This window comes from Vibrio sp. 10N.222.49.C12, assembly GCF_041475025.1.
Lineage (GTDB): Bacteria > Pseudomonadota > Gammaproteobacteria > Enterobacterales > Vibrionaceae > Vibrio > Vibrio crassostreae_C.
Genome location: NZ_JBFRVF010000046.1, coordinates 1 through 21,250, shown reverse-complemented (window position 1 = coordinate 21,250; position 21,250 = coordinate 1). Strand labels below are relative to the sequence as shown.

The window sequence follows — 21,250 nt, the reverse complement described above, 5'->3', positions numbered from 1 at the left end:
TCGCTTACTTGGCTGTTCAAATCGGTGTGTTCCTGGGAATTTATGTTTCAAATTACTGTCCAGTAGATACACCGCTTTAATTATTGGAGCTAGCATGTCTTCTGACAGTTCATCACTTGTGGTCAAACTCGAAAATATCAGCTTTCGTTGGAAGCCTGAATTACCACCAACGCTAGAGATCCCCTCTCTTCACATCCAAGCCCAAGAGCACCTTTTTATTAAAGGGCCAAGTGGTTGTGGAAAATCAACTTTGTTAGGGCTACTGACCGGAATCAACCAAGCTGAGCAAGGAGAAGTCTCTATCCTTGATCAAGACCTCACTCAGCTTACACCTCGTCAAAGAGATAAATTCAGAGCCGATCATATTGGTTATATTTTCCAACAATTTAACCTGCTTCCTTATCTATCAGTTATCGATAACGTGACGCTTCCTTGCCAGTTTTCACAGATACGTAAACAGCAAGTCGCTGAAAGCCAGAAAAGCTTACAAGAGACGGCTCGAGAGTTGTTACTCAGATTAAAACTACCTCAAGCTTTAATGGACAAGCCCGTTACCGAGTTAAGCATCGGTCAACAACAACGTGTTGCTGCCGCTCGTGCTTTGATCGGCCAACCCAAAATCATTATTGCCGACGAGCCAACCTCGGCTTTGGATCATGACAACCGAGAAGCTTTTATCGAACTGTTGTTAGAACAAGCCAACCAGGCAGGTTCTACTCTTATCTTTGTTAGCCATGATCCAACACTAGAAAAATTATTTACTCGAACCATAGATTTAAAAACCGTTAACCAAGCTAAGGTTGTCGTATGAAAGTAATTACTCACTTAGCCTTAAAAAGCGTACTCAACCGTAAAGCCACGGCTATTCTCACCATTCTCACGGTGGCGGTATCTGTCATTCTCTTGCTCGGCGTAGAACGCGTTAGAACCGAAGCTAAGAGCAGCTTCGCCAATACGATTTCAGGTACTGACCTTATCGTCGGTGGCCGCTCTGGTCAGGTAAACCTGCTGCTTTATTCCGTATTTAGAATCGGTAATGCGACCAACAACATCGACTGGAAAAGCTATGAAGAATTTAGCCAGCACAACGCAGTAAAGTGGGCGATACCAATATCATTGGGCGATTCACACAAAGGCTTCCGTGTGATGGGTACAAATCATAGTTACTTTGAAAACTATCGCTATGGAAGTAAGCAATTACTTACTTTCCAACAAGGTAAAGAGTTTAATCAGCTATTTGACGTAGTGATTGGTGCCGACGTCGCGAAGAAGCTAGATTACAAAATAGGTGATCAAATCATTCTTGCGCACGGTATCAGTGATGTTGCGTTTAGCCGTCACGATAATCTGCCCTTCAAAATTGTGGGAATACTCGCGCCAACCGGGACACCAGTAGATAAAACCGTACACGTTTCGTTAGAGGCTATTGAAGCGATTCATGTTGGCTGGGAGTCAGGTGCTAACCTAGGACATACGCCGGATGCCGAAACCTTAAAGACTTTTGATTTCCAACCGAAGCAGATTACCGCGATGATGCTCGGGCTGAATTCGAAGATTCAAACCTTCGCACTGCAACGAGAAATCAATAACTACCGCCAAGAACCTTTAAGCGCCATTATGCCGGGCATTGCGCTTCACGAATTGTGGGGAATGATGGCTGTAGCAGAACAAGCACTACTGATTGTTTCAGGGTTTGTTGTCGTCGCCGGTTTATTGGGCATGCTCAGTAGCCTACTCACTAGCTTGCAAGAAAGGCGCCGAGAGATGGCCATCCTACGTGCGATGGGCGCAAGACCTCGTCATGTGTTTGGTTTACTGATCAGTGAAGCCAGTGCGCTAACCTTCCTTGGCATTACATTAGGTGTTGCAGTATTGTTTGCGCTGATCGCAGTGGTTGCTCCTATTGTGCAACAAAGTTATGGTATCAACATATCGATATCCGCAATCACACCGCATGAGTGGAAACTGCTTATGCTGGTACAAGTTGCCGGAATCATTATCGGCTTTATTCCCGCTTTCAGGGCTTACCGCCAGTCATTGTCTGATGGCATGACGATTCGAATCTAAAATAGGAACCTACGATGCAACGCAAATTCCTACTGATACTTGGGCTACTTCTGTTCCCATTTATCAGTACAGCTCACGCTGAAACCACTCAGAATGACGAATCGGTATTAACACTTGAATGGATTGATTTGATTCCAGAATCAGAACGTGCTCAGCTAGATTCATTTGGTATGCCGATGGTTGACCACAATAGTATGGACAAACCTCAACAATCGACACTTGGTGCTGTTCGCCCAGAGCTGAATGGCAGCACAGTGAAGATTCCTGGCTTTGTGATTCCATTGGAAGGTGATGAGAATATGATCACTGAGTTTCTGCTGGTACCGTACTTTGGCGCATGTATCCACGTGCCACCGCCGCCACCGAACCAAATCATCTACGTGAAGTTCCCGAAAGGTGCACCAATACAGCAGTTATGGGATGTGATCTATTTGGTCGGAACGCTGAAAACTGAGTCAATCAGCCATGACTTAGCGCAAACCGGTTATCTTATTGAAGGTACTGCGATTGAAGAGTATGACGACATGTAGTCATTAGAAGGGTGGCTCAAGGATGAGCTGCCGTCACTGAACGAGTGTGATCATTCAATAACAGTTTAATAACGATAATTTTCTTCTGAATTACGCGATGTAATTAGATAAGTAAGCTAGAACAGCGACATAAGTCGCGAGTAATAACCCTATACTAAGCTGTTTCTTCAGCTTGTTATCATTGGCTTGATTCATAACTCCTCCTTGAGAATTACAACAAATTTAACATTTTATTATCACTAGCAAAAGTAAAATTTTGTTGAAACCTTCAACTCTGCACGCAAAATCTAGCCACCAATAAGATAAAGAGTTACATTTTAGACAGTTATACCAATCACAATAAGTAAGTGTTCAGAAATAGCGTAGGAAAAAGCCTTGAGAACAAGGCGGAGCTTTTTGATAAGTAGTTATTCTACAATCAAAAATTGTAGCTCAGTTATCAAGCGTTTTAACAAGCTAGGCTGAGCAATTATTTACTACGATTGGTTTTGAGTCGTCTCCTAACGGTACTCTTATGTCAAAAACCAAACAGCCAGTGATCATTGAGCATGCTAGCGACACACAGCATAAGCATGAGAAAAAGCCTCATATTGCCGACAGTGCCAGCAGAATGCTGCACATCGCACAAAGCTTCGGCCTCGATTCCTTAATTAGTCATAGTGCCAAGCCAAAGGATAAAGCTGAGAGTACGCTTATCGAACGGGCACTATTGCGAGAGAAAAAACGTAGAGAGCTTCGCCAAAAGAACCTAGAACAGATTCTAAAGTTGGCGCACTCTTCATGTAAGGATGAAGCGGCTGGAGACCCGGATCAGGACTGGTTATACCGTTTCTTCGACATGGCACAAGAGATCCACAATACATCGATGCAGAGGCTATGGGCTCAAGTACTGAAACGAGAAGTCACCAACCCAGGCTCGACGTCGATGAAGGCACTGCAAATCTTAAAAGACATGACACCAAAAGAAGCGTTAACCCTACAAAGGGCAGCATCACTGGGTTGTAGCTTTGGTAGCGATAACAGCAGAAAGCTCTTACTCGGCTTTAAATCTCATGCTGGGCTATTCAACTTTGGCAAAAGGGACACCACCAACACCATCAACCTTGGTGGGCACAACCTGCCCTACTCCAGCTTGCTCCACTTGATAGAGCTCGGGATTATTCTGGGCACAGAATTAGAATCCGGAGAGATTGATTTCGATCCAGCCCTGCACCTAACCTATCAAGGTAAGAGCATGTCACTGGCACCATTATCAAAAGGCGTGAAGCTGGTTTACTACCGATTCAGCCCTACAGGCAATGAGCTTTGTACCTTGCTCGGTAACAAGCCAAACACGCAGTATTACGATCAACTGATTGCACTATTGAGCCAGAAATTCACAGTACAGACAGAAGTGAAAAGCAGCGTAAATTACACCGTCTAGACACTCGACGGAGCTAAAATTGACGGTGTAAAAAGTGAAGTATAGAGAGGAATAAAGAGAATCTAGAGGATAGGTTTCTTGTCTAGGTAAACTAAGGCTGCACTATTTATCGGTCGTGAATAAACAGATAAACAGCTGAGTAGCCTTAGTCATACCAACGATCTCAGTTGGCTAAGATATTTCGCTTCTCCAACGCATCAATACACAGTTCGACCAATTCATCGAGTGTCTTCTCACCTGCAGGTAGATCAATCTCAGGGTTCAGAGGCGCTTCGTACACTGAACTAATACCTGTGAAGTTCGGGATTTCTCCGGCACGTGCTTTCTTATACAGACCTTTAGGATCACGCTGTTCGCAAACCTCTAATGGCGTATTGACGAACACCTCAAGAAACTCACCTTCCGGCAATAAATCTCTCACGAGTTGCCTTTCAGCTTGATGCGGAGAAATAAAGGCTGACAACACGATCAAGCCTGCATCTGCCATCAATTTAGCAAGCTCACCAATACGACGGATGTTCTCTCGACGATCTTGCTCAGAGAAGCCAAGGTCACTACATAATCCATGACGCACATTGTCGCCATCCAATAAATAAGTATGGTAACCAAGCTGTGCCAAGCGATTTTCTAATGCTCCAGCGACTGTCGATTTACCAGAACCAGACAAACCCGTGAACCAGAGCACGGCTGGCTTTTGTGATTTCAGATCCGCGCGAAATGTTTTATCAATCGAGTGTTGATGCCACACAACATTCTCATCTTTGGATTTGAGTACTGCGGTCATAATTAGTCCTTTAAATAAACAGCATTAAAATGGGAAAAAATAAGGAATTAGGGTCAGCACCAAGCCCGAATATACAATCGAGATTGGAATGCCGATACGCAGATAATCCGTTAAATGGTAATTACCTACGCTATAAACAAGTAAGTTGGTTTGGTAGCCGTATGGAGAGATAAAACTGGCACTGGCACCAAACAGTACCGCCATGATGAACGGCATAGGGTCAACGCCATAACCTACTGCCATACTGTAGCCAATCGGAAATGAGAGTGCTGCAGCCGCATTATTGGTCACCAGCTCTGTCAAAACCAAAGTCATAAAGTAGGTAGCAACTAACGCACCGAATACGCCCCAGCCATTAAACGCCTCCATAAACATCAGCCCCATCCGCTCAGATAAACCCGATGAAATCATCAGTTGAGCAATAGAAAGTGCAGAGCCCACGATCACCACAATATCAACTGGGAAACGGCGGCGGAGCTCACCCAGTTGCACCACGCCAAATGCCACCAGCAACAGTAGAAAACCAGCTAAGCCTTTGATAATAGGTACTGCATCGATAAGGGCTAAACCAATCACGCTAGCAAAGCCGAGCAACACGAACGTCGATTTGTCGGCATCAAGCTTGGCACTCGAATCTAAGTCATTCATCAACACAAACTCTTTGTTGTGTTGTTGGCGCTGTTCTTCAAAGCGTTTACCTGGAACCAAAATCAAGGTATCACCAGCGGTCAATGTGATATTCCCTAGCCCACCTTCTAGGCGTTCATGGCCACGACGAATAGCAACCACAACCGCATCGAAACGATCTCTAAATTGGCTGGTTTTCAGGGTTTTGTTACAGAAGCTTGCCGACGAACTCACCACCACTTCAACAAAGCTCTGGCCATTCAAATGATGCTGACCAAACAGGGTTAAACCTTGGATTTCTTGCAGTGTTGCAACACTCTCTACATCACCACAAAACAGCAATCGGTCGCGAGCTTGAAGAATAAAATCAGGGTCAATCGACGCGGTGGTTTTACCGTCTCGAATCACTTCGGCTAAGAACAGTTTTCTAAGAGCTCTAAGATTATTTTCACTGACGCTACGGCCAACTAATGGAGAACCTGGCTCAACTCTGGCTTCTAAAAAGTAAGGCAGATCATCTTGAGAACCATCATCGTAGCTGGGTAGAAAATAGCTAAGAGGAATAAGGATCAATACCCCACCGACCAAAACCGCTAAACCGATCAAGGTAGGTGTGAAAAAGTTTAAGCTCGGTAAACCTGCATCTTCAACAAAACTATTGATGATCAAATTGGTAGAGGTGCCGATCAATGTCAGGGTGCCACCTAAGATGGCAGCGTATGACAAAGGGATAAGTAACTTAGACGGCGCGTGCTGTTGATTACGTTTGATCGCCCCGATCAAAGAAACAACCACCGCGGTGTTATTAGTAAAAGAAGAAAGTAACGCTGTAGAAATACCCAACTTCGCAACCACGGTACCTAGCCTACCTTCAGAGATATTGCGGCTAACCCAGCTGATTAAGCGAGTTTTCTCCAACGCACTTGATGCGAGGATCAGAAGAATTAAAGTCAGTAACGAGGAGTTAGTGAAGTTATTAGCCAAGCTCGACAAGTCGATCATGCCAGCCATAAAAGCAATAAACGCCGCGCCAGCAAAGATAAAGCTTGGCTTAATACGGGTAACGAGCAGGCAAGTAATGATGCCGAGCAAAATCGCTAATACAAATCCTTGTTGCCACATATACCCGTCCTTTATGGCGGAAACGATCGGTTTCCGCCTGATTCAATAAGCTGTTACTTGGTCGTTTATGACTTCAGTAGTTGGCTTAGATCTTTGGCATCCCAATGAGGGAAATGTTTGCGAACCAATGCGTTGAACTCAAGTTCAAATGCAGAGAAGTTACCGACTTGCTGTTCAACAGAGTCCAAACGGTCTCGAATCAAACCCGCGCCAACCGTCACGTTGGTTAGTCGGTCGATAACGATGAAGCCACCGGTATCGGCACTTTCACGGTATTTATCCAGCGCGACAGTCTCGTTCAGTGACCATTCACACAAGCCAATGCCATTCAATGGCAACTCATCGACAGCGTGAGTCGATAGGTTGTTGATGTCGTATTGGTGACGAACCATTTCAACCTGACCAACGGTTTTCTTGCCTGCGATCTTGATGTCGTAAGCTTTGCCCGGTTGCAATGGTTGCTCTGTCATCCACACGATGTCAGCCAATACGTGGTTAGTGGATTCAATCTGCGCGTTTTCTAGCACAATCAAATCACCACGACTGATATCAATCTCATCTTCAAGAGTCAGTGTTACTGCCAAGCCCGCTTGCGCAGACTCCAAATCACCATCAAAAGTTACAATGCGTGCAACCTTAGAGGTTTTACCCGACGGCAGCGCCTTGATTTCATCACCGACACTGACACGGCCAGAGGCAACGGTGCCAGCAAAACCGCGGAAGTCTAAGTTAGGACGATTGACGTACTGAACTGGGAATCGGAATTCACCTGCCGAACGCTTTTGGTCAATGTCGACGTTCTCTAACACTTCTAGCAGAGATGGGCCTTCGAACCATGCAAGCTCTTTACTTGGTGCAGCAACGTTGATGCCTTCAAGCGCCGATACTGGCAAGATCTGAATATTGGTTTCGCCTTCTAGGTTTTCTGCAAACTCTAGGTATTCATCGCGAATTTCTTCAAAACGATCTTGCGCGTAATCCACGAGATCCATCTTGTTTACAGCAACGATGAAATGCTTCAAACCAAGCAGGTTAGAGATAAACGAGTGACGACGTGTTTGATCCAGAACGCCCTTACGAGCATCAATCAAGATCACCGCCAGATCACACGTTGAAGCGCCTGTTGCCATGTTGCGCGTATACTGCTCATGCCCAGGAGTATCAGCAATAATGAACTTACGTTTTTGAGTCGAGAAGTAGCGGTAAGCCACATCGATCGTGATCCCTTGCTCACGCTCAGCCTGCAGACCATCAACAAGCAGTGCCAAATCAGGTTTCTCACCTGTCGTTCCCACTCGTTGGCTATCCGAGTGAACCGCCGCTAGCTGATCTTCATAAATCTGTTTTGTATCATGGAGTAAGCGACCGATTAGCGTACTTTTACCGTCATCTACCGAGCCACAAGTTAAAAATCTAAGCATAGATTTATGCTGATGCTGACTTAGATAACCTTCAATCCCTAGTTCAGCCAATTCGGCTTCTACTGCACTATTCATTTTTCTTTCCTTAGATTCTTAGAAATAACCTTGGCGCTTTTTCAGCTCCATAGAGCCCGACTGATCATGGTCAATCGCTCGACCTTGACGCTCACTAGACGTCGCCACCAGCATCTCTTCAATAATGCCCGTTAGCGTATTCGCCTCAGATTCAACCGCTCCGGTTAATGGGTAACAGCCTAAAGTACGAAAACGAACGCTTTTCTCTTCAATCACTTCACCTTCTTGCAGCTCCATACGGTCATCATCAACCATGATCAGCATGCCATCACGCTCAACTACAGGGCGTTTGTCTGAAAGGTAAAGTGGAACAATATCGATGCTCTCTAGATAGATGTATTGCCAGATATCGAGCTCAGTCCAATTAGATAGCGGGAATACACGAATGCTTTCGCCCTTATTAACCTGACCGTTGTAGGTGTGCCAAAGCTCTGGACGCTGGTTTTTTGGATCCCACGTATGGTTCTTATCACGGAAAGAATAAACACGTTCTTTCGCACGAGATTTTTCTTCATCACGACGCGCACCACCAAAAGCCGCATCGAACCCATACTTGTTTAACGCCTGCTTAAGGCCCTGTGTTTTCATGATGTCAGTGTGCTTCGAAGAACCATGTACAAATGGGCTACAACCCATCTCAATACCTTCTGGGTTCTTATGTACTAAAAGGTCGAAGCCGTACTTTTTAGCCGTACGATCACGAAACTCAATCATCTCGCGGAATTTCCAATCCGTATCTACATGCAATAGCGGGAATGGAATCTTGCCTGGATAAAACGCTTTGCGAGCTAAATGAAGCATCACAGAAGAATCTTTTCCGATGGAGTACATCATCACTGGGTTATCAAACTCAGCCGCTACTTCACGGATAATATGAATACTTTCCGCTTCGAGCTGTTTTAGGTGGGTTAAACGTTCTTGGTCCATTTCAGTGCTTCCTTTAAGGCTCGCGTTACGAGCAATTCATTACTTGGTCTTGCCAAGCATGGGATTTAACTCATCCACTTGAGTGAATGGGAGTATTGGCACTAGAAGAAAACAGAAGCTTCGTGTTGAGCTATCCTTGCTATTCGTCTGCCTGATACGTCCTTGATATAGGCATTATGACGAGCCTCTCATATTACTGGAAATTCTAAAATTTCATTTTTTATTCGAAAAGCTGATAAGGGATTGAATTTATCGATAAGCAGGTGAAATGAATGGACTAATATTATCGATATCAGTTGCACATCGATTAATCAGGTTTGGGAGGCGTCTTGCAGAACACCATAAAGTAGTCGATCTAAGTCACGAATTAACATTCGTTGTAATCATTGTTTCATTCCATTTTGTTACATTACGCAACGAATTTTCTACTATCCACTTTGGAGCTACAAAATGAAAGTTGCAATGAAACCTTTGTCATTGGCTGTGCTTGCGGGTCTTGGTTTGACTCTATCAGGCTGTACAACAACACCAGATACCGATGAAGTGATTAAACTACGTGTCGTAGAGACAACGGACATCCATACCAACCTAATGGATTACGATTACTACAAAGACAAGCCATCGAAAAAAATCGGCTTAGCACGTACTGCAACTCTAGTAAAAGAAGCTCAAAACGAAGTAACCAACAGCGTATTAGTTGATAACGGTGACTTGCTGCAAGGTAGCCCAATGGGTGACTACATGGCAGACAAAGGCATCGAAGTAGGCGAAGTTCACCCTGCATACAAAGCTATGAACCAACTAAGCTACGACGCTGCAAACATAGGTAACCACGAATTCAACTACGGTCTTGAGTTCCTAGAAGAATCTATCAACGACGCTGATTTCCCGTACATCAGTGCTAACGTTTACGACGCAGAAACCAAAGAACACTACTTCACGCCTTATATCATCAAGACGCACACGTTCGAAGATACTGCTGGTGTAGAGCACGAAGTAAAAGTGGGTTACATCGGTTTTGTTCCACCACAAATCATGACGTGGGATAAAAAGAACCTTGAAGGCAAAGTGATCGCTCGTGACATCATTGAGACGGCTAACGAGTTAGTGCCTCAAATGAAAGCGGAAGGCGCTGAAGTTATCGTTGCTATCCCTCACTCAGGCGTATCAACTGACCCATACAAAAATGGCGAAGAGAACTCAACGTTCTACCTATCTGAAGTAGATGGCATTGATGCGATCGCATTCGGCCACTCTCACGCAGTGTTCCCAGGTAAAGGTTTTGATGACATTCAAGGCATCGACAACGAAACGGGCACAATGAACGGCGTTGCGGCAGTAATGCCAGGTCGTTGGGGTAGCCACGTTGGTGTTATGGACCTAACACTGGCACAAAAAGACGGTAAGTGGGAAGTCGTTAAAGGCCAATCAGAAGCACGCCCTATCTACGACAAAATCGAGAAGAAATCGCTTGCTGCAGCTGATGAAGGCATCGTAACAGCACTAGAAAAAGACCACGCTGGTACTCGTGAGTTTGTTAACCAACCGATTGGTAAAGCAGACGATGTGATGTACAGCTTCTTGTCTCTAGTACAAGACGATCCAACAGTTCAAATCGTTAACCTTGCACAGAAAGATTACGTTGAACAGTTCATCCAAGGTGACCCTGACCTAGATGGTACGCCAGTACTTTCCGCGGCTGCACCATTCAAAGCTGGTGGCCGTAAGAATGACCCAGCGAACTTCACTGAAGTTGAATCTGGTCAACTGACATTCCGTAACGCAGCTGACTTATACCTTTACCCGAACACACTAGTTGCGATGAAGGTAACAGGTCACGAAGTAAAAGAGTGGCTTGAGTGTTCTGCTGGTCAATTCAACCAAGTTGATGTTAACTCAACAGCACCACAACAGTTGATCGAGTGGGATAACTTCCGCACTTACAACTTCGATGTTATCGACGGTGTTGATTACCAAATCGACGTAACTCAACCTGCGAAATACGATGCAAACTGTAAAGTCGTTAACCCTGACTCACAGCGTATTGTTGGCCTAACTTACCAAGGTAAGCCAATCGACATGAAGCAAGACTTCCTGATCGCCACCAACAACTACCGTGCATACAGCGCTAAGTTCCCAGGCACAGGTGAAGACTTCATCGCATTTGATGCACCAGATGAGAACCGTACTGTTCTTGCAAACTACATCTCTCGCGTAAGCAAAGAGCAAGGTCAAGTGAGCCCAAGCGCGGATAACAATTGGTCATTTGCACCAATCAAAACGGATAACAAGCTAGATATCCGCTTTGAAACATCTCCAAGCGACAAAGCAGCAGAGTTCATCAAAGAAAAGGGTCAATACCCGATGAAACGTGTTGCGACTGACGATGTTGGTTTTGCTGTTTACCAGATTGACCTAACTAAATAGATTGCTTAAGTAATCCATAGTTAACGTTCTGAAAGGCTGAGTTTAACGACTCAGCCTTTTTCTTTTCTTCTAAATGTTCAGCCCAAAGCCCTAATTTTCGAACGACAAACTCTCGTTCAACCCGCTTCTAAATGCCACGCCTTTAGCTTCAAAACAGCAGTCAAACAGCAGTCAAACAGCACGACTCAAACCACCAATTAAATGAATCCAACACAAAAAAACACTAATCAGCTGTAAGTTTTTATCTGCTCCTCCTGTCTATTTAATTTACTACACTCAATGAATGGTGGTTAAGCCATTCATCGATAGGATAGATAAGGACATTTAATGAGCACCGTCGAGAGCATTCAAGCATGGTTACATTCAGGGGAGGAGTCGCTGCTATGGCTGATGCTTGGCATCATCGCGCTTTCTTATCTGCTTGAAGATCTTGCGATTGTTACGGCGGCAGGCATCGCGACTCAAGGTCTAATACTTCCTCAATATGCGCTGCTTGCTATTTTCATCGGTATTGCCACGGGTGATCTCGGTCTTTATTACTTAGGGAAGTCAGGACGTTACTTCCGAGGTGTTCGATATAAAGCCCTCACCAATAAGTACTTTCGTTCGCTTCGTACCAAATTACGTCAGAACGCATTCAGCAGCCTTTTTGTCATCCGCTTTATTCCTGGGCTTCGCACCGTCGGGTTTACCTTGAGTGGCTTTTTCGCCATCCCACTGTCTACTTTCTTGTTTGCCGTGATTAGTGCCACTGCGCTCTGGACTGGCATTGTCTTCTCTGCCATCTACTATTTAGGGACATCAGCGTGGCTGCAAGCCTCTGAATATCAATGGATCATCATCCCGTGTGCCATCGCTTTGCTGTTTATCGGCAATCGATTAATGAATAGAACCTACTCTAGAGGATTATCATGAGTTCACCGCAAGATATTCGCATCATTCCCGCACATCAAATTAATGCAGGTATGCCTCTGCTTGAAAAAGATACCGTGCGCAGCGTCTCTCCTTATGAGTTTCTTCCAACTTGGTTCTTCTACACGCCAGTGGTGATTCAAAGTCTGATGCAAGGGTTACGGCACTTTGACTGGGCACTTCCGCTCATCGCTAATCCAAGCATCAAACTCAGTGGTATGGTCGGCGAATCAAAGCACGAGATATTGAGCCTTGCCGGATCATCGAGTCAGCGTTGGATCTCTCCGTTTATTACCCTAACCAAAACGGATCTCAGCAGTAAAAAACAAGCCGAAGACGCACGCAGCGCACTCATACAATCCGATCTTGATTTCCCTATCGTGGCGAAGCCGGATCTTGGTTGTCGAGGTGTTGGCGTTAAGCTGATCAACAACCAAGTTCAACTTGAGCAATATGTCGAATCTTTCCCAAATAATGCTCGCTTTCTACTGCAAAAAAAGGCGCCTTATCAAGCCGAAGCGGGTGTTTTCTATGTTCGTTACCCAAACAAAAAGCAAGGTGAGATCATCTCGATCACACTCAAATACGCGCCAATGGTGATGGGTGATGGCAAGTCGACACTCAAACAATTAATTGAAAATAGCCCGCGCGCTGGGCAACTCAGCCACCTGTATCTACCAAGGCATGAAGATAAATTGGATCACGTGCTCGCAGAGGGTGAAGAGTTCCAACTCGCGTTCGCAGGTAGCCATAGCCGTGGCTGCATCTTCCGCGATGGCAATCAATACATCACTCGGGCTTTAACTGAACGTTTAGACGAGATATTCGATGACTTCGATGGTTTTCATTTTGGCCGACTCGACGTCAAGTTTAAGGACATGCACAGCCTAATGAACGGCGAGGATTTCACGATCCTTGAGGTCAATGGCGCAAGCAGTGAGGCTGGACATATCTGGGATCGCAACACCCCATTACGAGAGATATTTTCTACGCTACTCCTGCAATATCGCATTCTTTTTGATATTGGCGCTCAGCAAAAACAACGAGGCCACCAATCCCCTTCTTTCAAGAGCTTATTTGCGGCGTGGCAAGAAGAGCGACGTCTTGTTCAACAATATCCGACTACCGACTAACTTTGCACGAGGATCATGAATGAACCCCATAGCCCAACCGAGCGCCCTTACTTCTTTCTCTCCTAGCATCAAGGGAGCGGTAGAGATATTGAATCAGGGTCTAGAGTTTTTGTTAGCGATTTCTGACAGCGATTACCTGACACGAGCAAAGCCACACGTTACAAGCTCTATCGGTGAACATACTCGTCACACACTGGATCTTTTTCACGCCTTGATTTTAAAAGAGGATGAGGCCGTTGATTACAACACTCGTCGTCGTGGTCATCCTGTCGAATACGACCGCTCTATTGCAGTCAAAGAGATCCACTATGTGATCAACTGGCTTGAACGATTAGACCGTCGAGATCTCGAAGCGCCTATCATGATCCAAACCGAGGTTTCGATGGATGCTCAAGTGTTCGCAAGCCTGCCTTCAACGCTCGAAAGAGAGGTCACCTTTGCCGCACTGCATGCCAATCATCATTACGCGATGATCAAGGTGATCACCACCTTCCTAGACGTCGAGACCTGCAACACCTTTGGTTATGCCCCAACCACCAACAGCTATCTGAGGGAGCAATAATCATGTGTTCAGTATCTTGGCTGCTTGAAGAGAATGGTTATCAGGTCTTTTTTAATCGTGATGAACAAAAGACGCGAGCACTGGCAATGCCACCCAGACAATATCGAGTCAACGGTGTCGATATCATTATGCCACTCGACCCAACTGGCGGCGGTAGCTGGATAAGTATTAATGAGTTCGGGCTTTCGCTATGCCTACTCAATAACTATCAAGGCACAGTGCCCGTTGGTCCTTTAGTAAGCCGCGGTTTGCTACTTAAAAACCTATCATCGAGTCGTAATATCAGTCAGCTATCTGAAGCGTTTCACAAGCTAGACCTACACTCTTTTGCCCCATTTACCTTGCTAGCTTTCGCGCCCAATCTAACCCAACACAATGGTCTGGTTATCGCCTACATGTGGGATGGTATTCAACAGAAAATAGTCGACACTGATTCTCCACTCTTCTCATCCGGTGTTGATTTAGAGCGAGTGCAAGCCTACCGACAAGCAAAATATGATCAGCTCATGGCGGCAGGTAAGAATCAACAGAACTTACTGATGTTCCACTCTCACCATCACAATGAGCAACCTCATTTAGCGACCTGTATGCATCGCGAAGACGCACATACCGTGAGCTTTACACACTTACGTAACCTGCATGGTCAAGCCTCTATGTTTTATGCACCCGGCTCACCATGCGAACCCATTAAACCATGTCAGATAAATCAGCAGCGCTTTACCTTTGATTTATCACCCGCAATCAATCTATAGATGGAGTCCATCATGAGAAAACTATTCACCATGGTTCTGCTACTTGTTAGCCCGTACGTATTTGCCGCCGATGAAATCTATACCGGCTTCTTTAGCAGTAAGGCACTCGATGGCTACGATACCGTGGCTTATTTCACGTCTGGGAAGCCTGTTGAAGGGAGCAAGAAGTTCAGCACCGAGTACAAAGGCGCGGACTGGTATTTCTCTTCTGAAAAGAATCTGACTTTATTTGTTAATAATCCTGAAAAATATGCCCCTCAATATGGTGGCTATTGCGCTTGGGCCGTTTCTGCCAAAAACGACTTCGCACCAGGTGACCCACAGTATTGGACCATAGTTGATGACAAACTTTATCTTAACTACGACCAAGAGATTAAGCAGCGCTGGGAACAAGACCAAGCACAGCATATTCAACAAGCCGATAAAGTTTGGCCGCAACTGATTAAGTAAGGTAATTTCATTATGATTGATAGTCCTTTTCGTTTACCACGTTACACGCCTTTTGGTTTAGGTGAGTCTGTTGTCGAGTGGGCAACTGGGCTATCTAAGCTAGACCGACTCTACCAAGATCGTAAAAACGAGTTATCTAGCTTCGAATTCATGAGTTACACTCTGTCGGCGCTCAATATCGACTACTCGGTTGCATCGGGAAGCACGGAAAACATCCCGGAAGAAGGGTCTGTCGTGATTGTGGCGAACCACCCGCTTGGCGCCATCGAAGGCGTGATCCTTGCCGATCTCGTAGGATCAGTAAGAAAGGATGTGAAGGTGCTGGCCAATGAGTTACTTAAGCGCCTGCCTGAACTGGATGATCTTTTCATCGGTGTCGATGTCTTTAACAGTAAAGAATCGAAACGCACCAATGCCAAAGCGATTCGAGATGCCAATCGTCATTTGGCTGATGGTGGACTATTGATTGTATTCCCAGCAGGTGAAGTATCAAGCTACCGTAAAGGGGCAAAAACACTGACAGACATCGAGTGGAGCAAGTCGGTAGCGAAATTCGTCAAACGTCACCAAGCCACCACGGTACCTATCTTTATCAATGGCAAGAACAGTGAGCTTTTCTATCAAGCGGGTCGTGTTCATCCACTGTTGAGAACCGCTCTACTCGGGCGTGAACTTCTTAATAAACAAGCGACAACTATCTCTATCTCGATTGGCTCATCGATTCCATATTCAGAGATAAAATCGTTTGAAAAAGAGATGGATATCGTCAACTACCTACGACTTAATACCTATCTAATGAGTCAACAAGACAGCCCGAGCACGCCCATCCACGCACCTTGTTTTGATACCCAAGTGATTGCGCCTATTCCGCCAGAAGTGTTGGCAATAGAGGTCGATTCTCTTCCGGAAGATATGAAGTTACTTGAGCAAGGGGACTTCGAGGTCTACTGCACGCCTAGCCACTCTATTCCTAACTTAATGCGCGAGATTGGTCGAGTAAGAGAAGAAAGCTTTAGAGAAGTCGGAGAAGGCAGTGGGCTGGCCTGTGATTTAGATGAGTATGACCTTTACTACCATCAACTGTTTGTGTGGAATAAAACCAAGGCAGAACTGGTCGGGGCGTATCGACTCGGTATGGTCGACAAACTCATCGCAGAGCACGGGCTTGATCAGCTTTACTCTCGTAGCCTGTTTAACTACAACCAAGAATTCATTGATACGTTAGAAAACAGCATTGAACTAGGGCGATCGGTAGTAAGTAAACCTTACCAAAAGAGCCTGAACTCACTGTTACTATTGTGGAAAGGCATTGCGACCTTTGTGTCTCGTCACCCTCAATATACCCATCTGTTCGGCCCAGTCAGTATCAGCAATGATTACAGCCACAATGCGCGTCTGTTGATCGCGACCACGTTATCAATCCACCATTATGATGAGGAAAAGGCGAATTTGGTTTCACCTTCGTCACCACTCAATACCAGCAGTCATGTGTTCTGGCAAAATCACCTGCTCTCTTCACTGGCGAGTGTGCCTCTGCTCTCTAAAGTGTTAGCACGCATGGAGCAAGGTAAAGGCCTGCCGGTACTGCTGCGCCAATATCTAGGGATGAACGGTAAACTGGTGTGTTTTAATGTCGACCCATCGTTTAATGATGTCTTGGATGGCTTGATTGTGGTGAACCTTAAAAAGGTACCACTGAAGACTCTGGGTAAATACATGGGCAGAGAGCTTGCTCAAGATTACCTAGAGCAACACGCACGCCGCTGATTTATCCCGCTCTGTACCTCTCTCCAAATAAGTGCGATGATTTCGGCACTTATTTGGGTTAGGTTATTTTCATGCACACCTCTTTTATCGAACAACTACAAAGCTTCGACTTCTCTGAAAGCCAGATTGAATCTCTAGTTGCTGTCGCCAAGCCACTTGAGTTGCCAACCAGACACATCTTGATCAATCAAGGTGAGATGGCGAGTTCAATCTACTTTGTACTTGAAGGCTTGTGTCATGCCTGCTACCTCACTGATGATGGTAAGCAATACAGTAAAGAGTTCTATTGGGAACAAGATTGGATCATCGGCTTTGAGAGTCTGATAAAAAGCCAAGCGTCCCCTTACCTATTAGAAACGCTGACTCCCATCACCATGTTAGAGCTGCCAATGAATGCGGTTATCGAGTGGCGTGCATCAAATAATCCTTTGTATTTAAAGCTGTTAGAAACACAGCTGATGCATAAGGAAAACAAAGAACGCTTCATGCTGCTCTATACACCAGAGCAACGTTATCAGCTGTTCTGCGAGCACTATCCCGACCTTGAGCAGCGCTTAAATGACAATCAAATTGCCGCTTATCTAGGAATCACCGCAATCAGCCTGAGCAGAATTAAAGGTCGAATTAACAATAGTTAATGCCAACAATCATCACGCATAGTACATTCAGGGCATCGATAATCTCTGGATGTAAACATGATCACTTGGCACTCAATTCCTTTTTCTGAACTCTCAACACAACAGCTTTATCAACTACTTAAATTAAGAGTCGATGTATTTGTGGTTGAGCAAACTTGTCCTTATCCAGAGCTGGACGGTAAAGATACACTCGCAGGTGTTGAGCACCTGCTTGGTTATTCTGATGATGAGTTGGTTGCGTGTGCACGTTTATTACCACCAGGTACCTCTTACGACAACACCAGCATCGGCCGAGTCGCAACCAAGCAATCAGCAAGAGGTGATGGCTTGGGGCATCAATTAATAAAAGAAGCATTAACACGCTGCGAGGCTCTTTGGCCAAATACGGCCATTGATATTGGCGCGCAGCAACACCTAGAAAACTTCTATGCGAGCCACGGCTTCAACACCATCTCGGATATGTACCTCGAAGATGACATTCCTCATATAGACATGAGATTAGAAAAATAATGACGAATATCACTGCCGGTATTCTATTGTTGGTTGCAGGTAACTTGTTTGCCTCGCTTTCCGACGTAGCGGTAAAGCTGTTAAATGGCGAAGTACCGCCCTTACAGTATATTTTTTTCCGACAGTTGATATCTCTGCTCATCATCACCCCTTTGTGGCTACAGCAGAAAAAAGAACAACGGCGCTTACAGCAGGCTAAGGTAACCTTCATTCGAGGTCAGTTAATTCTGATCGGCAGTGGGTGCATGGTGGTCGCGATCACTCACTTGTCTTTGGCAACCGCCAACGCAGTATTTTATGTCGCGCCTTTACTGATGTTGCCGCTCTCAATGTTGCTATTGAAAGAGCAACCGGCACTCGGCAAGGTGATCGGCACAACCATAGGTTTTATTGGTGCATTGATTGTCTTGAGGCCATCACAATTTCATTGGGCGGCACTATTTGCTTTGGGGACAGCACTCACCCTAGCACTATTTAATGTACTCGTAAGAAAGCTTCCTAGTGAGCAAACGGTGGTCACTACGCTGTGGTGGACAACCTTATTCTCTATTCCAGCCTCATTAGTACTGTGCTTCTTATACTGGCAGCCGGTGTCTGTGGAGCATTTGGGATACATAGCCCTGAGTGCGACGCTAATCTTAAGTTACAACGGCCTTGCGGTTGCTGCCTATCAAAAAGCACACTCTAGCCAAATTGCCTTGGCTGAGTATTCAGGATTGGTGTTTGTCGCGCTAATAGGTGCAATATGGTTCGATGAGATTCCGGATACATTAACCTTTATCGGAATCATGCTTATCATCTTGCCACTCGCCCCTTTCAAGCGACCAAAAAAAAGAGCTAATGCTTAGCTCTTTTCTATCGTTTATCTGTGTCTGGTGAAGCGCTTTAACTCAGGCTCACTATTCGTCTACTTACTGCGACCAAAGCCACCATCGGATAAGCGGAAGAACATCACCGAAGTGTCGCCTTTCTCTAGCTGAAGAATGTCCAACTGCCCAGTTTCAGCAAGTTTGAAACGAACCAGCTGGCCTTTACGAATCTGACTGAGCGGCTTATCTGCACCTTCAATTCGCACTAACGCATTCAAGTCAGACAATGGTAAATCGTTGTTTCGAAAAACCTGCGCTAACGTATCCCCTTGCTTAACAAGGTACTCCTGCCAATTTTTGTTACTCGGTTCTAATGAGCCGTTCTTGGCATTTTGCTGTTCGCTTAAGCCGACGGTGTTTATTTCAAGCTCAACGCGCGATGTTGTTGGAGCTGTGTCTACTTTAGGTTCTGGTAGCGGCACAAAAAGTAATATCAGTACGATCGGAGAAATCACCATCAACAGTCTTTGGTGTAACTTCGGCAATGAACCCCAAGTTTGCGCTGTCGAGGTTTTCATTTTCTTCACATCGATCGAACTCAATTTCTCTTTGACCTGATTCAGTCGATCCTTGAATTCTGCTAAGTGGTCAACTTTCTGTTTTTTCTTTTGACGACGATTCATACCACTGCGTCCTATACATTGAATAACTACAGTATAAAAACCAAAGTACCAACAGTATAGATCTTTCCGTCACAACAAGGCCCAAAGCGAGAAAATTGACATGGCTGTGATTTGGGCACGGTAAAGCGCAAGTGATCAGGGACTAGCCGTTTCTTCACGCTGCTAATACTGGTATTCTTACCCTTTTCGTACTGACAAAAAGAGTGACTTTTCATGTCTGAAGTAAAATTTGAAACTGTAGAGCAAAAAGCTAGCTACGGTATCGGTCTACAAATGGGCCAACAACTTGCTGGTTCTGGTCTTGAAGGCCTAAACGTTGACGCAATCGCTGCTGGTATCGCAACAGCTCTAGTTGGCGACATGCCAGCTATCGAAGTTGACGAAATCAACAACGCACTACAAGAGCTACACACTCGTGGTGAAGCTGCACGTCAAGAACTAGCTAAAGCTGCTGCTGCTGACGGCGAAGCTTTCCTAGCTGACAACGCTCTTCGTTCAGAAGTAACGGTTCTTGAGTCTGGTCTTCAGTACGAAGTACTAACTGAAGGTACTGGCGAAATCCCAACTGCAGACAAGCAAGTACGTGTTCACTACCACGGCGAACTAACTGACGGTACTGTTTTCGACAGCTCTGTATCTCGCGGTCAACCTGCTGAATTCCCAGTAACTGGCGTAATTCAAGGTTGGGTACAAGCTCTACAAATGATGCCTGTTGGCTCTAAGTGGAAGCTATACATCCCTCAAGATCTAGCATACGGTGAGCGTGGCGCAGGTGCTGCAATCCCACCATTTGCTGCTCTAGTATTTGAAGTAGAACTTCTAGCTATTCTTTAATTTTTATAAAAACCTTTAGTAAAACAAAATACTATTGGCAAATAAAATTGAAATAATCCAACGGCGATGTGACTACATCGCCGTTTTTCGTTTATAGTGAAAGAGTAAATTACTTTATTACTTAAGGACGAATAATGAAGAAAGTACTCATCACAGTTTTAAGCAGCCTTGCTGTTGTCTCTTGCGCTAGCACTAGCGACTCTGAACAAACCAGTTCATCATCAGATACCAACTATTCCCAACTATCCCAAACTGCACTGATGGCTGCAGTGAATATGTGGTCTCAGCAGAACGAAACAACACCGCTTGTGGATACGGTAGCTGACCAAGCTTCTGTTACCAGCGACCAAGCAGTTGGCGGTATTGGTTCAATGTTAGCCCTTGCACAAAACTCTCTTGGCACAGCCGACAACAAAGAACTCGCGACACTTATTCCGGGTATGTCGAGCCTTGAGTCTACTGGTCTATCATCGCTACTAAGCTCACAAGGTGCCGTTGAAAGTGCGTTTTCTGGATTAGGTATGGATCCATCAATGGTTACAACATTTGCACCCATCATTCTTCAAGCACTGCAGTCACAAGGTGCAACGAGCGGCCTGATGGATTCACTTTCAGCTATATGGCAATAATCGTTAGTTATTAATAGCTAGCTTAAAATCTAATAAGGGCACTTCGGTGCTCTTTTTTGTGCGTGGAAGAAAAGATATTTGAGATACGAGATACGAGATACGAGATACGAGATACGAGATACGAGATACGAGATACGAGACATTTTTGAAAATTGGAGCAGATAAGAC

Annotated in this window: 21 protein-coding genes; 16 read left to right on the top strand and 5 right to left on the bottom strand. The window is 45.2% G+C overall.

Going from position 1 to position 21,250, the window contains the following annotated elements; genetic code table 11:
- Positions 1–94: 94 nt before the first annotated feature.
- The 4 genes from AB4583_RS14665 (at position 95) to AB4583_RS14650 (ending at position 4,020) form a co-directional block, all read left to right on the top strand.
- Positions 95–811, top strand: a complete 717-nt coding sequence (locus AB4583_RS14665) for an ABC transporter ATP-binding protein (protein WP_017058894.1) — start codon at positions 95–97, stop codon at positions 809–811.
- Positions 808–2,067 (top strand): FtsX-like permease family protein, encoded by a 1,260-nt coding sequence (locus AB4583_RS14660; protein ID WP_050643259.1) that lies wholly within the window; start codon positions 808–810, stop codon positions 2,065–2,067. The genes AB4583_RS14665 and AB4583_RS14660 overlap by 4 nt, the downstream gene beginning before the upstream one ends.
- A gap of 14 nt (positions 2,068–2,081) precedes the next feature.
- Positions 2,082–2,597, top strand: coding sequence for a DUF3299 domain-containing protein (locus AB4583_RS14655; protein WP_017058892.1), 516 nt, complete (start codon positions 2,082–2,084; stop codon positions 2,595–2,597).
- Between the two features lie 514 nt (positions 2,598–3,111).
- Entirely contained in the window at positions 3,112–4,020 is a 909-nt protein-coding gene (locus AB4583_RS14650) for a TIGR03899 family protein (protein ID WP_017069397.1), read from the top strand.
- Positions 4,021–4,183: 163 nt separating this feature from the next.
- Here AB4583_RS14650 and cysC read toward each other — a convergent pair whose 3' ends face one another.
- The 4 genes from cysC to cysD form a co-directional block, all read right to left on the bottom strand.
- Complete coding sequence (gene cysC, locus AB4583_RS14645) at positions 4,184–4,804, bottom strand: adenylyl-sulfate kinase (protein WP_017069396.1); 621 nt, start codon at positions 4,802–4,804, stop codon at positions 4,184–4,186.
- Positions 4,805–4,828: 24 nt separating this feature from the next.
- Entirely contained in the window at positions 4,829–6,553 is a 1,725-nt protein-coding gene (locus tag AB4583_RS14640; protein ID WP_017067554.1) for an SLC13 family permease, read from the bottom strand.
- A gap of 65 nt (positions 6,554–6,618) precedes the next feature.
- The gene (gene cysN / locus AB4583_RS14635) at positions 6,619–8,049 is read right to left on the bottom strand and encodes a sulfate adenylyltransferase subunit CysN (RefSeq protein ID WP_372117982.1); all 1,431 of its coding nucleotides are present in this window, start codon (positions 8,047–8,049) and stop codon (positions 6,619–6,621) included.
- Positions 8,050–8,067: 18 nt separating this feature from the next.
- Positions 8,068–9,012, bottom strand: a complete 945-nt coding sequence (cysD, locus tag AB4583_RS14630; RefSeq protein WP_226088532.1) for a sulfate adenylyltransferase subunit CysD — start codon at positions 9,010–9,012, stop codon at positions 8,068–8,070.
- 414 nt (positions 9,013–9,426) lie between these two features.
- On the opposite strand from cysD, the gene AB4583_RS14625 reads away from it, so the two are divergent.
- From AB4583_RS14625 to AB4583_RS14580, 10 genes are all read left to right on the top strand, one after another.
- Positions 9,427–11,403: a bifunctional 2',3'-cyclic-nucleotide 2'-phosphodiesterase/3'-nucleotidase gene (locus AB4583_RS14625; RefSeq protein WP_372117978.1), complete on the top strand. Its 1,977-nt coding sequence runs from the start codon at positions 9,427–9,429 to the stop codon at positions 11,401–11,403.
- A gap of 327 nt (positions 11,404–11,730) precedes the next feature.
- Positions 11,731–12,318 (top strand): DedA family protein, encoded by a 588-nt coding sequence (locus AB4583_RS14620; RefSeq protein ID WP_171312988.1) that lies wholly within the window; start codon positions 11,731–11,733, stop codon positions 12,316–12,318.
- Entirely contained in the window at positions 12,315–13,448 is a 1,134-nt protein-coding gene (locus tag AB4583_RS14615) for a D-alanine--D-alanine ligase (protein ID WP_372117975.1), read from the top strand. The genes AB4583_RS14620 and AB4583_RS14615 overlap by 4 nt, the downstream gene beginning before the upstream one ends.
- A 19-nt stretch (positions 13,449–13,467) precedes the next feature.
- Positions 13,468–14,010, top strand: a complete 543-nt coding sequence (locus tag AB4583_RS14610; protein ID WP_032545608.1) for a hypothetical protein — start codon at positions 13,468–13,470, stop codon at positions 14,008–14,010.
- A gap of 2 nt (positions 14,011–14,012) precedes the next feature.
- On the top strand, positions 14,013–14,762 hold the full coding sequence (locus tag AB4583_RS14605; RefSeq protein ID WP_017058882.1) for an NRDE family protein: 750 nt from the start codon (positions 14,013–14,015) through the stop codon (positions 14,760–14,762).
- A gap of 12 nt (positions 14,763–14,774) precedes the next feature.
- On the top strand, positions 14,775–15,212 hold the full coding sequence (locus AB4583_RS14600) for a YHS domain-containing (seleno)protein (protein WP_017063714.1): 438 nt from the start codon (positions 14,775–14,777) through the stop codon (positions 15,210–15,212).
- A 12-nt stretch (positions 15,213–15,224) separates the two neighbouring features.
- Positions 15,225–16,979, top strand: a complete 1,755-nt coding sequence (locus tag AB4583_RS14595; protein ID WP_372117970.1) for a lysophospholipid acyltransferase family protein — start codon at positions 15,225–15,227, stop codon at positions 16,977–16,979.
- 71 nt (positions 16,980–17,050) lie between these two features.
- Positions 17,051–17,617, top strand: coding sequence for a Crp/Fnr family transcriptional regulator (locus AB4583_RS14590; protein ID WP_017058879.1), 567 nt, complete (start codon positions 17,051–17,053; stop codon positions 17,615–17,617).
- Positions 17,618–17,674: 57 nt separating this feature from the next.
- Complete coding sequence (locus tag AB4583_RS14585; protein WP_017068023.1) at positions 17,675–18,127, top strand: GNAT family N-acetyltransferase; 453 nt, start codon at positions 17,675–17,677, stop codon at positions 18,125–18,127.
- The gene (locus AB4583_RS14580) at positions 18,127–18,975 is read left to right on the top strand and encodes a DMT family transporter (RefSeq protein ID WP_017058877.1); all 849 of its coding nucleotides are present in this window, start codon (positions 18,127–18,129) and stop codon (positions 18,973–18,975) included. Before AB4583_RS14585 ends, AB4583_RS14580 begins: the two co-directional genes overlap by 1 nt.
- Before the next feature lie 59 nt (positions 18,976–19,034).
- On the opposite strand, the gene AB4583_RS14575 is transcribed toward AB4583_RS14580, so the two are convergent.
- Complete coding sequence (locus AB4583_RS14575) at positions 19,035–19,619, bottom strand: LysM-like peptidoglycan-binding domain-containing protein (RefSeq protein ID WP_017058876.1); 585 nt, start codon at positions 19,617–19,619, stop codon at positions 19,035–19,037.
- 213 nt (positions 19,620–19,832) lie between these two features.
- Here AB4583_RS14575 and AB4583_RS14570 point away from each other — a divergent pair, with 213 nt between their 5' ends.
- Together AB4583_RS14570 and AB4583_RS14565 are read left to right on the top strand one after the other, a co-directional pair.
- The gene (locus AB4583_RS14570; RefSeq protein WP_008220519.1) at positions 19,833–20,453 is read left to right on the top strand and encodes an FKBP-type peptidyl-prolyl cis-trans isomerase; all 621 of its coding nucleotides are present in this window, start codon (positions 19,833–19,835) and stop codon (positions 20,451–20,453) included.
- 134 nt (positions 20,454–20,587) lie between these two features.
- The gene (locus AB4583_RS14565; RefSeq protein WP_017058875.1) at positions 20,588–21,082 is read left to right on the top strand and encodes a DUF2780 domain-containing protein; all 495 of its coding nucleotides are present in this window, start codon (positions 20,588–20,590) and stop codon (positions 21,080–21,082) included.
- Positions 21,083–21,250: the final 168 nt, after the last annotated feature.

What these genes read in the sequence shown, in the direction of transcription:
- AB4583_RS14615 (WP_372117975.1), top strand. Translation starts at nt 12,315, where the DNA reads ATGAGTTCACCGCAAGATATTCGCATCATTCCCGCACATCAAATTAAT.
- AB4583_RS14580 (WP_017058877.1), top strand. Translation starts at nt 18,127, where the DNA reads ATGACGAATATCACTGCCGGTATTCTATTGTTGGTTGCAGGTAACTTG.
- AB4583_RS14575 (WP_017058876.1), bottom strand. Translation starts at nt 19,619, where the DNA reads ATGAATCGTCGTCAAAAGAAAAAACAGAAAGTTGACCACTTAGCAGAA.
- AB4583_RS14640 (WP_017067554.1), bottom strand. Translation starts at nt 6,553, where the DNA reads ATGTGGCAACAAGGATTTGTATTAGCGATTTTGCTCGGCATCATTACT.
- AB4583_RS14595 (WP_372117970.1), top strand. Translation starts at nt 15,225, where the DNA reads ATGATTGATAGTCCTTTTCGTTTACCACGTTACACGCCTTTTGGTTTA.
- AB4583_RS14585 (WP_017068023.1), top strand. Translation starts at nt 17,675, where the DNA reads ATGATCACTTGGCACTCAATTCCTTTTTCTGAACTCTCAACACAACAG.
- AB4583_RS14600 (WP_017063714.1), top strand. Translation starts at nt 14,775, where the DNA reads ATGAGAAAACTATTCACCATGGTTCTGCTACTTGTTAGCCCGTACGTA.
- AB4583_RS14565 (WP_017058875.1), top strand. Translation starts at nt 20,588, where the DNA reads ATGAAGAAAGTACTCATCACAGTTTTAAGCAGCCTTGCTGTTGTCTCT.
- cysN (WP_372117982.1), bottom strand. Translation starts at nt 8,049, where the DNA reads ATGAATAGTGCAGTAGAAGCCGAATTGGCTGAACTAGGGATTGAAGGT.
- AB4583_RS14665 (WP_017058894.1), top strand. Translation starts at nt 95, where the DNA reads ATGTCTTCTGACAGTTCATCACTTGTGGTCAAACTCGAAAATATCAGC.
- AB4583_RS14660 (WP_050643259.1), top strand. Translation starts at nt 808, where the DNA reads ATGAAAGTAATTACTCACTTAGCCTTAAAAAGCGTACTCAACCGTAAA.
- AB4583_RS14625 (WP_372117978.1), top strand. Translation starts at nt 9,427, where the DNA reads ATGAAAGTTGCAATGAAACCTTTGTCATTGGCTGTGCTTGCGGGTCTT.
- AB4583_RS14590 (WP_017058879.1), top strand. Translation starts at nt 17,051, where the DNA reads ATGCACACCTCTTTTATCGAACAACTACAAAGCTTCGACTTCTCTGAA.
- AB4583_RS14655 (WP_017058892.1), top strand. Translation starts at nt 2,082, where the DNA reads ATGCAACGCAAATTCCTACTGATACTTGGGCTACTTCTGTTCCCATTT.
- AB4583_RS14605 (WP_017058882.1), top strand. Translation starts at nt 14,013, where the DNA reads ATGTGTTCAGTATCTTGGCTGCTTGAAGAGAATGGTTATCAGGTCTTT.
- AB4583_RS14650 (WP_017069397.1), top strand. Translation starts at nt 3,112, where the DNA reads ATGTCAAAAACCAAACAGCCAGTGATCATTGAGCATGCTAGCGACACA.
- AB4583_RS14610 (WP_032545608.1), top strand. Translation starts at nt 13,468, where the DNA reads ATGAACCCCATAGCCCAACCGAGCGCCCTTACTTCTTTCTCTCCTAGC.
- AB4583_RS14570 (WP_008220519.1), top strand. Translation starts at nt 19,833, where the DNA reads ATGTCTGAAGTAAAATTTGAAACTGTAGAGCAAAAAGCTAGCTACGGT.
- cysC (WP_017069396.1), bottom strand. Translation starts at nt 4,804, where the DNA reads ATGACCGCAGTACTCAAATCCAAAGATGAGAATGTTGTGTGGCATCAA.
- AB4583_RS14620 (WP_171312988.1), top strand. Translation starts at nt 11,731, where the DNA reads ATGAGCACCGTCGAGAGCATTCAAGCATGGTTACATTCAGGGGAGGAG.